Annotated in this window: 14 protein-coding genes; 6 read left to right on the top strand and 8 right to left on the bottom strand. The window is 59.1% G+C overall.

Annotated features, from left to right (window positions below; translation table 11 throughout):
• Positions 1 to 733: 733 nt before the first annotated feature.
• Together Q0X18_RS14730 and Q0X18_RS14725 are read right to left on the bottom strand one after the other, a co-directional pair.
• Complete coding sequence (locus tag Q0X18_RS14730; RefSeq protein ID WP_297563677.1) at positions 734 to 1,180, bottom strand: hypothetical protein; 447 nt, start codon at positions 1,178 to 1,180, stop codon at positions 734 to 736.
• 214 nt (positions 1,181 to 1,394) lie between these two features.
• Positions 1,395 to 1,979 (bottom strand): hypothetical protein, encoded by a 585-nt coding sequence (locus Q0X18_RS14725; RefSeq protein WP_297563675.1) that lies wholly within the window; start codon positions 1,977 to 1,979, stop codon positions 1,395 to 1,397.
• Between the two features lie 229 nt (positions 1,980 to 2,208).
• Here Q0X18_RS14725 and Q0X18_RS14720 point away from each other — a divergent pair, with 229 nt between their 5' ends.
• Positions 2,209 to 2,487 carry a hypothetical protein gene (locus tag Q0X18_RS14720; RefSeq protein ID WP_297563674.1) on the top strand — a complete coding sequence of 93 codons (279 nt, stop codon included), beginning with the start codon at positions 2,209 to 2,211 and terminating at the stop codon, positions 2,485 to 2,487.
• On the opposite strand, the gene Q0X18_RS14715 is transcribed toward Q0X18_RS14720, so the two are convergent.
• From Q0X18_RS14715 to Q0X18_RS14705, 3 genes are all read right to left on the bottom strand, one after another.
• Positions 2,484 to 3,029, bottom strand: coding sequence for a hypothetical protein (locus tag Q0X18_RS14715; protein ID WP_297563672.1), 546 nt, complete (start codon positions 3,027 to 3,029; stop codon positions 2,484 to 2,486). The two genes, Q0X18_RS14720 and Q0X18_RS14715, sit on opposite strands and share 4 nt — an antisense overlap.
• Before the next feature lie 228 nt (positions 3,030 to 3,257).
• A complete protein-coding gene (locus Q0X18_RS14710) occupies positions 3,258 to 3,758 on the bottom strand; it encodes a hypothetical protein (RefSeq protein WP_297563670.1) in 501 nt (166 codons plus the stop codon).
• A gap of 416 nt (positions 3,759 to 4,174) precedes the next feature.
• On the bottom strand, positions 4,175 to 4,354 hold the full coding sequence (locus tag Q0X18_RS14705; RefSeq protein ID WP_297563669.1) for a hypothetical protein: 180 nt from the start codon (positions 4,352 to 4,354) through the stop codon (positions 4,175 to 4,177).
• 57 nt (positions 4,355 to 4,411) lie between these two features.
• On the opposite strand from Q0X18_RS14705, the gene Q0X18_RS14700 reads away from it, so the two are divergent.
• Positions 4,412 to 6,427, top strand: a complete 2,016-nt coding sequence (locus Q0X18_RS14700) for a molybdopterin-dependent oxidoreductase (RefSeq protein ID WP_297563668.1) — start codon at positions 4,412 to 4,414, stop codon at positions 6,425 to 6,427.
• 4 nt (positions 6,428 to 6,431) lie between these two features.
• Here Q0X18_RS14700 and Q0X18_RS14695 read toward each other — a convergent pair whose 3' ends face one another.
• Positions 6,432 to 8,036: an acyl-CoA dehydrogenase family protein gene (locus Q0X18_RS14695; protein ID WP_297563666.1), complete on the bottom strand. Its 1,605-nt coding sequence runs from the start codon at positions 8,034 to 8,036 to the stop codon at positions 6,432 to 6,434.
• A 33-nt stretch (positions 8,037 to 8,069) separates the two neighbouring features.
• Between Q0X18_RS14695 and Q0X18_RS14690 the strand changes: the two genes are divergently transcribed.
• The gene (locus Q0X18_RS14690; protein ID WP_297563664.1) at positions 8,070 to 9,089 is read left to right on the top strand and encodes a low specificity L-threonine aldolase; all 1,020 of its coding nucleotides are present in this window, start codon (positions 8,070 to 8,072) and stop codon (positions 9,087 to 9,089) included.
• Between the two features lie 7 nt (positions 9,090 to 9,096).
• Here the strand turns inward: Q0X18_RS14690 and Q0X18_RS14685 are convergent, their stop codons facing one another.
• Positions 9,097 to 9,291, bottom strand: a complete 195-nt coding sequence (locus Q0X18_RS14685; protein WP_297563663.1) for a hypothetical protein — start codon at positions 9,289 to 9,291, stop codon at positions 9,097 to 9,099.
• Between the two features lie 54 nt (positions 9,292 to 9,345).
• Positions 9,346 to 10,026, bottom strand: coding sequence for a glycerophosphodiester phosphodiesterase (locus Q0X18_RS14680; protein WP_297563662.1), 681 nt, complete (start codon positions 10,024 to 10,026; stop codon positions 9,346 to 9,348).
• A gap of 132 nt (positions 10,027 to 10,158) precedes the next feature.
• Between Q0X18_RS14680 and Q0X18_RS14675 the strand changes: the two genes are divergently transcribed.
• From Q0X18_RS14675 to Q0X18_RS14665, 3 genes are all read left to right on the top strand, one after another.
• The gene (locus Q0X18_RS14675; RefSeq protein ID WP_297563661.1) at positions 10,159 to 10,980 is read left to right on the top strand and encodes a hypothetical protein; all 822 of its coding nucleotides are present in this window, start codon (positions 10,159 to 10,161) and stop codon (positions 10,978 to 10,980) included.
• Between the two features lie 39 nt (positions 10,981 to 11,019).
• Positions 11,020 to 11,373: a ComEA family DNA-binding protein gene (locus tag Q0X18_RS14670; RefSeq protein ID WP_297563660.1), complete on the top strand. Its 354-nt coding sequence runs from the start codon at positions 11,020 to 11,022 to the stop codon at positions 11,371 to 11,373.
• Positions 11,374 to 11,501: 128 nt separating this feature from the next.
• A complete protein-coding gene (locus Q0X18_RS14665; RefSeq protein ID WP_297563659.1) occupies positions 11,502 to 13,409 on the top strand; it encodes a ComEC/Rec2 family competence protein in 1,908 nt (635 codons plus the stop codon).
• Positions 13,410 to 13,426: the final 17 nt, after the last annotated feature.

The raw sequence follows: 13,426 nt of genomic DNA, 5'->3' as shown, positions 1-13,426 counted from the left end.
TGGTTGCACCGTTAGAATCTTGTGCATTTCGTCTTACTTACGCTGTTTTCTACGCAATACATATCGAATCCGTGCCCAGTCGACATGTGTGAAAGAAAGAACAATCGCTAGCAAAAACAAAGATAAACCGACTGAGGCAAAAAAATTCCAATTGAGAATTAGGAAGGTGTACATCTGAACACCTGAAATAGCTAGGGCTACGAAGATCGTGTATACCTTCCACAAAAAAGTGCTTTCGTTCAGGACTTTCTTTGGAGGCATACCTTCCTCGGGTCGTAACGTGCTGATTCCTATGGTGTTACTCATAGGCCGAATTTCGGATCCACTGAAAGAAGATGATTAGCAACACTACCAGCAAAAGAGGAAAAACGATCATCCAAACAATGCCAATACCCCAAATATAAATCACTATAGGCGCCGCTAGCAGGAGAGCCGAAATGGCGTCGAACATAAGAAAAAAACTATTCTTGGCGTTAGTTTTGAATATTGCATCTGACCTATGGTAGAAAATAAATCCGAACACAACCCCCAGAACAAACGCCAGTGGCATTCGAGCGGCCAACTCACTCCATATATCTGCACCTCGCAGGTAGTAAACTAGGCATAGTAGAATGCCCCCAGCCATAGTGTACAGAACTACGGCCGAGGAAATTAGAAGCTTTCTGATCATGTTGACTGGTGGCATCTCAAGTATACCCAGTACGTGAAAAAGTTACACTAAGCAAGGCCGACTCTATCGGTTCGGTTTCGTATTAGGGTTTTGTGTGGCTCCTCTAGCGGCTCCAACCACTGTACCTGCGCTTGCAGCAAGTGCTGTAGCATTTACACCCTCAGCAGCACCTTTGATGACTGTTGCTGCTCTACCATAGGCAGCTACAGCCGGAAAAGCGCCCATCGCTGCACCCTCGAGAGCCGACACCCCTATTTTCCTCCAGTCCGGCTGCTCAAAGCTGAACGCTTGTCGAGCAATTTCGTAAGTTGCACCCGCTACAGCTCCTGCCACCGCAAACCAGAATATTTTTCCCTCCACCTCCGCCAGCTCCCCATCGCTCAACTCCTGCCCCACCGGCAACACCAGGGCCGGGCTGGTTGGCTTGAAGCTGGTTTGGCTACTCTGGGCCAGGGCCGGGACAAGGGCCAGCAGGGTGAGTATGGTTAAGACTTGAACAACTCGCTGCATGGTTCCTCCTTTTGGGGTTTCGATACCAGCGCTGGCACTACTGGTATAGCAAAACAACCCCCCCCACCCAGCGTGATTTGGACTACTTTGGTCGGCCAAAACTAAAGCCTTCATTAAGGCACTCCGGGTTTTTAGCACGATTCTTATGACTGTTCACCTGTTGCCATCCCTCCCCCGCACAAACCTAAGCAAGCCCCTGCAACCAGAACTCAACTCATCTCTCTCGCTTATGGAAAAACCCAATTACCAGCAGTAGCAAGGCCAAGGGAAGGGCCTGAATTAGCATTCCTCCGATGCTATCTCGGTTGTCGTTGACCAGATCAATCAGCCAAACCAACGCCAGGGCAATGGCAAAATTCAGGCTCAGCTTCGGAATCCAAAACGCGAAAAACCTCTTGCGGCCAACCCGAGATTCTCGCTTTGCTCCAGAACCCGCCCCAGCAATCACGGGTTTTGAAAAGTTTGTGTTTGCAATTTCTTTTTTGAGCGAGATAAAATCAACAGCGACAATAAGCAGACTAAACAGCCAGAGTATCCGAATGGAAGGAGAATTAAGCGTACCCTGCTGGAGGAATAAGGCATAGGAGATTACGCTATTTATCAAAGCGAGAATCGAAACTATCAAAACCTGTCGCCGTACTAGGTCTCTGGATGTAATCGAAATCCGGAGATCCGAAAAAACCCTATCTACCAAAAGGCTCTTACCGAAGAGTAGGCTGTCTATTATGTCTATTAGTACCCAAACATAAATTCCTGTTAGAACAACAGCCAGCAAGTTGTTCAGAAAGTCGGCATCCAAGTTCTCTACCTTCCCCCATTCGTATCCAGGGGAGTTACCCCCTGGACACAGCTACACATCGGAAACTAAGCCAAGACCATCTCCTGCACTTGCATCCTTAGCGTCCCTGCACATAGCCTGCCACAAAACCGCCGGCCACAGCCTGGGCCGCTGGATTTCTAGTCAAAGTTGTCACTGCACCCCCAGCAGCACCAGCCGCTGCAGCGCTTGCTAGCTGACCCATACTGGTTTGACCAGATCTAACCGCAGCACCTACTTCTTGTGCCACCCCACCCACAGCACCATAAAAAGCCGACTTTGCAACCTCAACAGCAGCTCTAGCCGCTGCGCGCGCAACCACGATACCAAGAACTACAAGGGCTGGATTTCCACCCTCAATGGAAGCCAGCTCCCCATCACTCAGCTCCTGCCCCACCGGCAGCACCAGGGCCGGGTTGGTTGGCTTCAAGCTGGATTGGCTGCCCTGAGCCAGGGCCGGGGCAAGGGCCAGCAGGGTGAGTACGGTTAGGGCTTGAATGACTCGCTGCATGGTTCCTCTGTAACTTGGTCAGATGTAAGTATGCGTTGGCCAAACAGATATCGAGCACCCCTCAAATGGCACTTGAGACCATCTACCAAAAGAGCAATAAAAATCAGCACAACCATAATGGAAATATGCCAAGAAAAAGCCTGCAATGTCAGGGGCGTGTTTCTTAGAAACACTAACACCAGCCAGCCAACCACAACATCTGCAATGAATAGAGCCAGAATCGATGATAACATCACAAAGGAGCTCTTTTTACTTGGTGTTCGCGATACGTGAAAAGCGTTGCAGTATCTTTTCGCTAATCCGTCGTTCGCCTCAAACGCGAATGCAATCGCGTGGGCAAAATATACCTTTGAAAACAACCCTGTTAGACCCGCAGTAATTTCTTTGGTCACAACAAAACCCACACCAAATATAAACAGCAAGGTCTTGAACAACCATTGGTTGGCGGGATCGTGCCAGAGTCGGTGAATCCCGCCAGGTGATTTTGCGCGCTTGCTCCCATGAGTTTGGGTTTTATTCATCTTCGGGGTTCCTTGTAAGCGCCAATGCCCTCTTGAACAGCGCCATAGCCTACACCATTAATGATGTGAGCTACGGCTTTCGCACCTCCGGCCATAGCTTTTTCTATTACTTCGGCTTTTCCAGCAAAGAAAGCTCCCGACACAGCGCCCGTCGCGACCTTTACTACAACCTCCCTTGCCGAGCAGCCTTCTCTACAACTCCGAGCAGCATCTATCGCTAGCATGGCGTCATATCCGCATCAACTGTCGTGAGGCCTCAAACTGGTTGAATCGCCAATCCAGAAATAGGCCTAGTAAAACCACCAATGATGTCGCTATTACGTTTGTTAGTATTATGTCTATGTCTAAATCACCTCTCACCAAGCTTCTTCCGTAAACGTATAGCAAGATTGCGGCGACCCATACCAAAATCGCCAGTAACACCCCAGCCATCAGCCCCCGCCTTTGAGATGGTGCCGGACTCGGCCCGAACAACGCCCGGTACTCAGGATATCCCTTGAACGAGCCACAGTTGATAAAGGTGAGAATGTGAGCGAAATAGTAGCCAACCAAAAGAGTACTGACTTTAATCAGCACCTCCCCAAGCGTCCAATCAAAAGTTTTGTCCTCCACATATGGGTTGAATGCGGTAGATGTCCAACTAGTTATCAGGAGGAACCCGATGATGTGAAATACTGGAAATAGTCTGCCGAGCTTTTTTAGCATCCGAATCAGATCCTCCAGCTCCATCTGGTTGCCCCCGTTTGGGGGCAACCGTTTCTCTCACAAAACTATCTATTGGAACTCCAAGCCCTACCTGCCGCTTGCACACCCACTTCGGTGCTCCATGCAGTTCCAACACCCACACCTGCCATCGCTGCCTGGCCCACCTTGGAGCCAAGCTGCCTCGCCGCATTAAACGCTATCTCCACAAGCTCACCTTTGCCTCCACCCACCACGCCTAGCGCCGCACCGCTTACGGCTGCACCTACTGCTCGCCAACCGCTGCATTCACAAGCACTTACGGCAGAGTGAGCTCCCATTGCTGCACCTATAGCGGCCCAAAGCCACCGTCCCTCCACTTCCGCCAGCTCTTCATCGCTCAACTCCTGCCCCACCGGCAGCACCAGGGCCGGGTTGGTTGGCTTCAAGCTGGATTGGCTGCCCTAGGCCAGGGCCGGGGTAAGGATCAGCAGGGTGAGTATGGTTAGGAATTGAACGATTCGCTGCATGGTTCCTCCTTTGGGGGTTTCGATACCAGCGCTGGCACTACTGGTATAGCAAAACAACACACCCCCCCCAGTGTGATTTGGACTACTTTGGTCGGCCATAACTAAAGCCTTCATTAAGGCATTGTAAGCGCTGCATGGACAGGCGCCATCCGGGTTTTTAGCATGGTTCTTATGACTGTGCGCAAAGCCCGCGTCACCTGCCCGCTGGACTGCCCCGATGCCTGCTCACTGATTGCCAGCATTGACGAGGAAAGCAACACCCTGCTCAAAATTGAGGGCGACCCCCACCACCCCATCACCCAGGGCTTCGCCTGCGTCAAGACCTACCGCTACCCCGAGCGCAACCACCACCCCCTGCGCCCACTCTACCCGCTGCGGCGGGTGGGCAAAAAGGGCGAGGGGCGGTTTGAGCGGGTGAGCTGGGAAACCGCACTGGACGAGATTGCCGGGCGTCTGCGCGAGGTGATTGGAGCGCACGGGCCCGAGGCCGTTCTGCCCTACCACTATGCCGGCACCATGGGGCTCATGCAGTACGAGCATTCCCTCACCTTTTTCCGAGCGCTTGGGGCCAGCGAGCTTCAGACCACCATCTGCGCGACGGCGGGCCGGGAAGCCTGGGTGAGGAGCTACGGCGACCGCTATGGGGTAGACCCGGAAGATGTCCCCCAGGCCAGGTTTATTCTGCTGTGGGGCATCAACAGCCTGCACACCCACACCCACCTGACCCCGTTTTTGAAAAAAGCCCGTCAGAACGGGGCCCGCATCGTGCACATTGACCCCTACGAAAACCTGACCAGCCGTTTTGCCGACGAGCACATCAAGATTCGCCCCGGAAGCGATGCGGCCCTGGCCTATGGGATGGCTCGAGCCATTGTGAAGGCCGGGCTGCACGACAGGGCCTACATCGCCCGCATGACCACCGGCTTTGAGGCCTTTATGCAGGTGGCGGAAGAATGGACGCCGCAGAGGGTGGAGGCTGTCACAGGGGTAGCCGCCGAAACGGTGGAGCGGCTGGCCCTCGAGTTCGCCCAGGCCAGGGCCAGCCTGATCCGCACCAGCTACGGCCTGACCCGCCACCCCGGCGGGGCCAGCGCTTTGCGGGCGGTGATTCTGCTACCGGCCATTACCGGGGCCTGGCAGTACCCGGGGGGCGGGGCCCTGCTCACCACCTCGGGGGCCTTTGCCCTCAACCGCCGCTACCTGGGGGGCGCCCACCTGCTGGCCGCCCGGCCCACCCCGCCCCGGCAGGTCAACATGACCCAGATTGGCAGCGCCCTCACCGCCCTGGAACCGCCCATCCGGGCCCTGTTCGTCTTCAACTCCAACCCCGCGGTGGTGGCCCCGCGCTCCGACCTGGTGCAAAAGGGCCTGCAGCGCGAAGACCTTTTTACGGTGGTGCTCGAGCAGGCCCTCACCGAGACCACCCGCTACGCCGACTACGTGCTGCCCGCCACCACCTTTCTAGAACACCCCGACCTCTACACCGCCTACGGCCACTACTACCTCTCCTGGAACGAGGCGGTGATGCCACCCCAGGGCGAGGCCCGGCCCAACACCTGGGTTTTCGCCGAGCTGGGCCAGCGGCTGGGCCTGGAGGAGCCCACCCTCTACTGGGACGCCGAGACCCTGGCCCGCTCGCTTCTAGACACCGACCATCCCTGGCTAAAGGGCATCACCCTCGAGCGCCTCAAGGCCGAGGGCTTCCTGCGGCTCAACATCCCCCGCGGCTTCCAGCCCTTTACCGAGCGGGCCTGCACCCCTTCGGGCAAGGTGCAGTTCGACCCCCCGCCGCAGGTGATTCTGACCGAGCCCACCCCGGAGTTCCCGCTCATCCTGATGACCCCCCCCGCCAAGCACTTTCTGAACAGCACCTACGGGCACATCGAGCGCCTGGTGCAGGGCGAAGGGGGGGAGCCCACCCTGCTGGTACACCCCGAGGACGCACGGGCTTTTGGCGCGCTGGACGGCGCGCAGATGCGGGTGCGCTCCCAGCACGGCTCGGTGGTGCGGCGGGTGCGGGTGAGCGAGGCCCCCATCCGGGGCACGGTGGTGCTGGAGGGCACCTGGTGGGAAAAGCCCGCGCCGGACGGCAAGGGCATCAACTGGCTCACCGGCGAACACCTGACCGACATGGGCGAGGGTTCCACCTTCCACTCCAACCCGGTGCGGCTCGAGGCCCTGGACTGAATCCTCAAGCGGCGGGCGTAGGCTCCAGAGCAACCCGCCACAGCGCTTCATCCTGCATGGCCCATGCCGGGTATTCCTCCTGGGCCAGAAAGCGCCGGGCGTACAGGGCCGCCAGCCTGGCGTGGCGCTCGCTGCCCAGCTCGTAAAGCAGGGCCACGGCGGCCGCATCGGCCAGGGTGCGCAGGGCTTCTTTGGCGTGCCACTGGGCTTCTTCGGGGGACAGGGTTTGTAGGTAATCCAGGGTATGGCGCAGGCGGGCCAGGGCCTGTCGGGCCTCCTCGCTTGGTATGGCCTCGAGCTTGGCGCCAAACTCGGCCAGGAAGGGTTCAGCGGCGCCTTTGCGGAAGAGCACCTCGAGGGTGTCCAGGGCCTGCACGTTGGCGGGGCCTTCCCAGATGGGCGTGATCAGGGCCTCGCGGGCCAGGCGGGCAATGGCGAAGTCCTCCACGAAGCCCACCCCGCCGAAAAGCTCCATGCCCAACTGGGTGCAGTAGGTGCCGTGCTCGGCAGTGCGGGCCTTGGCCAGGTGGGCCAGCAGCCGGGCGTAGTGGTAGCGGGGGCTGTAGGGCGGGGTCTCCTGCCAGGCCTCGTCCCAGGCCGCCACCGCGCGGAAGGTCAGGGCCAGGCCGCCGGCGATGCGCACCGCCAGGTCGGTCAGGTCGCGGCGCACCAGGGGGTGTTCCTCCAGTTTTTTGCCGAAGGCCCGGCGGGTCTGCACCCGGAAGAGGGCCTCGAGCTGGGCCTTTCGGGCCAGCCCCATGGCCCCGCAGGCATTGGCCAGGCGCGAGAGGGTAAGGGTCTCCAGGATGTAGTAGATGCCCTCCTCGGCCCGCCCGATCAGGTGGGCCTCGGCCCCTTCAAACTCCACCTCGCCCGAGGGCACCGCACGGGTGGCGAGTTTGTCCTTGAGGCGTCGCACCCGGTAGTTGAGCCGGCCCTGGCTGTCCAGCCGTGGCACCAGGAACAGCGCGACGCCCTTGGGCCCTGCCGGTGCGCCCTCCGGCCGGGCTGAGACGATGGCGTAGTCGGTGAGGCCGGCCCCACTGGAGAAGTATTTGTCGCCCCACAGCCGCCAGACCGCCCCCTCGGGCACCGCCCGCACCTGGTTGGCCCCCAGGTCGGAGCCGCCCTGCACCTCGGTCATCCAGGTCGCGCCAAAAGCCCGGCCCGCTAAGAGCTCCTCCTTCCAGCGGGCAAACTGGGGGGCGTATTTGTGGATGGCGTAGAGGGTGGCGTTGGTGATGGTCTGGATGCAGTAGAGGCCGGGGTCGGCCAGCAGGTAGCCCTGGGCGAAATGCAGGTGCCAGCTTCCCCCCTGGTAGGGGGCCCGGTTCATGGCGGCCAGTTCGCGGTTGAGGGCCTCCTGGGCCGGGGATAGCCGCACCCGGTCAATGCGCTGGCCGTTCAGGTCGTGCATCACCAGCACCGGACGGGCTTCCTTGTCCACGTGGTCGGCGATGCGGTAGGCCGCGCCCCCGGCCAGTGCCCCAAAGCGCTCGAGCTCGGACTGGTGCGCGCTCCAGCCCTTCCAGTAGCGGCTCAGAATGCCGGGGAGGTCGGGCTCCAAAGCCCAGTGGTTCTTGCCATAGGCATAGGACTGGTGTTCCATAACAACCCCGCTTTCAGCAGTAGTATAGGGCCTATGCGCACCATTGACCTCCGCTCCGACACCGTAACCCAGCCCACCCCGGCCATGCGCAAGGCCATGGCCGAGGCCGAGGTCGGCGACGACGTGTACAGTGAAGACCCCACCGTGAACCGCCTCGAGGCCCTGGCCGCCGAGATGCTGGGCTTTGAGGCCGGCCTCTTCATGCCCAGCGGCACCATGACCAACCAGGTGGCCCTGATGCTGCACCTGAAGCGCGGGCAGGAGGTGATCGCCCCCAAAGGGGCCCACATCTACGAGTACGAGCCGGGCTCGCTGGCGGTGCTCTCGGGCGGAACCATCCGGCTGGTAGAGGCCCCCTACGGCATACCCGACCCCGAGGCCGTGCGGGCCGCCATCCACACCTCGGTGCACCAGGCTCCCACCGGCCTGATTGCCCTGGAGAACACCCACAACACCGCGGGCGGCACGGTGGTGCCCATCGCCGTGCAGCGGGCCATTCAGCAGGTGGCGGAACAGGCCGGGCTGCCCACCCACCTGGACGGGGCGCGTTTTTTCAATGCGGTCGTGGCGCTCCACACCACCCCGCTCGAGCTTGCCAAAGGCTTCCGCACCGTCTCCATCTGCCTGTCCAAAGGACTGGGGGCGCCGGTAGGCTCCATCCTGCTGATGCCCAAGGAATACCGCGCCGAGGCCTGGCGCTACCGCAAGCTGCTGGGCGGCGGCATGCGGCAGGCGGGGGTGCTGGCCGCGGCGGGCATCCTGGCCCTGACCGAAGGCCCCCAACACCTGGCCCGCGACCACCAGATGGCCCGGGCCCTGGCCGAGGGGTTGTTGCGGCTTCACCTCGAGGTAGACCTGCAAACCGTGCAGACCAACATGGTGTACGTGCAGATACCCCAGGCCCCGGCCTTCGTCCAGCGCCTGCGCGGGCTGGGCGTGCTGGCCAACGCCATGGGGCCCCGCCGGGTGCGCTTCGTCACCCACCGCGACCTACAAGACGAAGACATTCCCCTGGCCCTACAGCGCATCGAGCAGACCCTGCAGGTGGCCTAGGTCTCCCCTACTCCTTCCACGCCTCAACCGACTTGTACTGCACCAAGGCGGCATAGGTGGTTTGCGAGCCGGTCTGGGAGGTGGAAAACTTCACATCTACCAGAAGGGCCTCCTCTGGAAGATTCTCTACAAAGCGGTTGAGGCGTTCCTGAAATATATCGGGATCGGTGGCGGCAATAAGTTTGAACTGCACTTCATGCATATCAAAAGACTAGCGCAAGAATCAGGTAAGTCAGGTGCAAAATCCGCGGTCAGATCAACCTCGAGCGGCCAGTAACTGCTCGGGCCAATCGCCGATTACCCCATCCACACCCCAATCCAGCAGTTCCCGCGCGGCTTTGACCTGGTTAACTGTCCAGGTGACTACAAACAGCCCTCGAGCCTTTAGGTGCTCTACTTTTTCCCGGCTCAATAAATTGGCCTGCGGATGCACCCCCTGCACTGGCAGGCAGGGCACCAGTTCCTCCATCTCGGGCTCGGAGTAGAGCAGGGCCAGCGGTACACCCACCCCTAAGCGGTACAGCCGGATCAGGGCCAGCGGGTCGAAGCTGCTAATCCAGGCCCGCGCGCGGCCCGGCCAGCCGTGTAAGGCCTGCACCAGCAGGGCTTCACGCCCATCCGAAGGGCCGGGCTGGCTTTTGAGCTCGAGGTTGAGCCAGGCCTGCGGAAACTCTTCGGCCAGCGCAAAGACCTGCTCGAGCCGGGGCAGCCAGGGTGCTTGTTGCTGCAAGGTAGGCCAGTCCAGCGCGGCGATGGGCTGGCCCTGTAGCTCAAAGTCGTGGTGCACCACCAGCACCCCGTCGCGGGTGCGGTGCAGGTCGAGCTCGATGCCGTCCAGGCCGGTCTCCAGGGCCTTGCGAAAGGACTCGAGGGTGTTTTCTTTGGCTCGATGTGGTGAGCCACGGTGACCTAGCAGCATTGGTCGGGCAAAAGTCATCTGGTTTCCTCTTTCTTAGAGTATCCAACAATACCGGCCCTTGTGCCCGGGAGGCACGGTTGAACCATCTTTGGCTGAAATTTGCGCGAAGTATGAAGCAAGCTGGCCTTGGTATGTTGTAGACTGCTATTCATGGGTAAATACGATGAGCGCCTTCTACAATTGGCCCAGTCAGAGATCATTGCTCGGCTCGAGGGCCCTGGCGGTCTTCTGGCCCTAAGCAGCCGTGAATTGTTTTACTTAGACGACAACGCCCACCAGAGCGCACAGCTTGCCCAAATCAAGCGCATTAGCGTCAATAAGCAGACGGGCACCGTGGATGTCATGAGCGACCAGGGAATCCTCATGGCCATCGCCCCAGCCGCTTTCCAAAAAGAGGAGCTAAAGCTCTTCCTGGAGTCGCTTAAGGGACATGTCCTGAGGGCCAAGGCCGAGGGGTCTTCAAAAGTCGAAACGCCCCCACCAGCGCCCGACGTGCGTGACGAGGGTGAGGTCAGGGCCTCCAGCACCCCCACCCCTCCTCCCACCTACCCTACACCACAAGAAGCGCCACCGGTAGTTGAGGCTGCTCCAAGTCAGATCCACATCACCGAACCAGCCAAAACCCTGCCCGACGAGCCCACCAACTCCATTTGGGCCTACGACGGCTCACCCAGGTCTGCCACGGCCACCGGAGTGTCCGAGCCCAAAACCACCCCCACCATCTCGACTCAAGAGGTGCAAAGCAGCGTAACCACGACGCCCATGGCGCACACTGCTGCCAAAAGTCTTAGCCCAACCCAGCGCATTATCTCGGTCTTGCTAAAAGTATCCGCGCTGATTACGGCCGTGGTTACAGTTGGGTATTTGGTGGTAAACATGGGCTTGACCAGCGATATTTGGGTTCCGCTAGGGGTAATTGCCGTCGGTCTTTCACTAGCGCTAATTCAGTGGCGCTTATCTGAGCCCTACTAACCTTGCCCAGCACCCGTGAGATAACCCCCTTTGGGTCTTATGAAGCGGTGGCTAAGCACAGCTTATGTGGTTGTGGTACTTGGGCTTGGATTAGCAAGCCTCTGGCCCAATCTGAGTGTGCGCTTTGCCCCCGTCGAGCTCAAAGCCTCCCCCACGGCTGCCTCGGCATCAGTTCCGCCAGCCCTAAAGCCCGGCCCCGCTTTGCCCGAGGTCGACAAGGTCAGTCTCAACACTGCTAGTCAAGCCGAGCTCGAGAGCCTGCCTGGCATTGGCCCTGCACTCGCCCAGCGCATCATCGAGGGTCGTCCTTACCGTTCCATCGATGAGCTCGACCGCATCAAGGGCGTGGGTTCGAAGCTGTTGGAGCGACTGCGTCCCTTGGTTACCCTATGATCCCCCTCGCCCTGGGGCTAGGCGCTTTGCTGGGGGCTCTTAGCCAGCTCACCCCCCTGGCCTTCGTGGGCTTACTGGGCGGGCTCTGGCTCTCGCAAATAGCGCGCTGGTTGGGTCTTCTGGCCTATATGCTGGTGATACTGCACCTGAACTGGGCTAAAGATCCGTGGACCCCTCAAATCGGGCAATGGGTGCGTCTCGAAGGAACTTTACAAGAGGGGTTTCTACACACATCGCAAGGACGGGTATATGTGCATTATTTCCCCAGGCTACGGGATGGGTTCTACACCTTGGAAGGCCATTTGCTGCGCCCCGTCACCAAGCGTAACCCGGGAGGGTTCGATCAGCAAACCTGGCTGCGCGGGCTGGGCGTCACTGCAGTCTTGCGTGCTGGTCGAGTGGTGCGTTATGAGTCCCTTCCATACAACCCCTCGCTACACCTAAAAAACCAGCTCCTGGCTGGGCTTTCCCCTTCTGTAGCCGCCCTGATCTCTGCCTTAACCCTGGGGGAACGGCGCGATCTAGGCGAGGCTTACGGAGAGTTCCAGCGAGCCGGTCTGGCTCATGCGCTGGCCCTATCAGGTCTTCACGTGGGGATTCTGACCAGCTTCTTCGTGCTGCTGCTTTACTGGCTTGGAGTCTGGCGCTATTTGGTAACCATTGCTTTACTTTTGCTATATCTGTGGCTAGTCGGGCCCCAGCCCTCGCTGGTGCGGGCAGTAATCATGGCCAGTCTGGTGTTGTTGGGGCTATTCATGGGGCGTGGCCGGGTAACGCTTCTGTCCGCATTGGCATTGGCTTTGTTTGTGCAATTGGTACTCGAGCCCCACGCCATCTTCAGCCTTTCCGCCCAACTTTCCTACTTGGCTGTACTGGGTATGGCCCTGGTGCTTCCACGTATACCGCGGCTCGAGGGCTGGAAGCAGTGGGTATGGTCTTCGGTGGCTGTCACGCTGGCAGCTCAACTCCTGATTCTTCCCCTCATACTTCACCACTTCCACCAACTCCCGTTGATATCCCCTATTGCAAACCTCCTGGTTTTGCCACTGCTTAGCGTTATAGTTCCTCTGGGCTTCCTCAAACTTGTGTTGGGTGGCTTACTAGCCATCCCCACCGAAATTCTGGGTACGTTTATTCTGAATATCGTCGGATGGTTATCTAACGGGCCCATGCTCCACTGGGGTGAGATCAGCCCACTGGGGTTCGGTTTGTATTACCTCGGCGTTTTTCCTCTGCTGCTCGGGCTATATGGTTATCTTGGTTGGTCACACGCCGGCGGACTTACTGCTACAGCGGTGCTGGCTTCTGTGTTATCTCAGTATCCGCCCCGCGCCGAGCTTTGGCAACTTGATGTGGGTCAGGGCGACGCGATTCTGGTGCGGCTTCCTGGAGGAGTGGAAATCCTGGTAGACGGGGGCCGTGGCTGGGCTTACCCGCGACTAGAACAGGCATTAAGGGCTTTGGCGGTAGATGATCTCGACCTGATCATCGCTACCCATCCCGACGGCGATCATGTGGAGGCGCTGCCAAAAATCATTGAGAATTTTCCGGTCGGTACCCTGGTCAGTGGGCCCCGGGTTCGGGGAGACGCGCTGGATGATGCTCTGCATCGAAGTGCTGAGTTGCACAGGGTTCCGGTTTTGTTTGCTCGTGCTGGAACCGAGCTGATGCTGGCTGGAGCCCGTCTGCGATTCCTTGGGCCTCAAGGCCTCGAGATCGAGGATAACGCACGTAGTCTGGTGTTTGTTCTGGAGTACAACGGCCGAAAGGTGCTGTTTACCGGCGATGCCCCAGCTTCGGCCGAGATCTACTGGGAGGCTCAACCGGTAGACATTCTCAAGGTAGGACACCACGGCTCCGAGACCAGTACCAGCACCCATCTGTTACAGAATTTTCAGCCTACGGTGGCATTGATTGGCGTAGGAAACAACCCTTACGGTCATCCGTCAGGCGCTGTTTTGGAACGACTAAACCAATATGGCTTACAAGTCCGGCGCACCGACGTGGAAGGGGCTATACGAATTCCGCTTCGGTGATTTACACCGAACTTGGT

The organism is Meiothermus sp., from assembly GCF_026004075.1.
Lineage (GTDB): Bacteria > Deinococcota > Deinococci > Deinococcales > Thermaceae > Meiothermus.
This window is presented reverse-complemented; position numbering and strand designations above follow the sequence as displayed.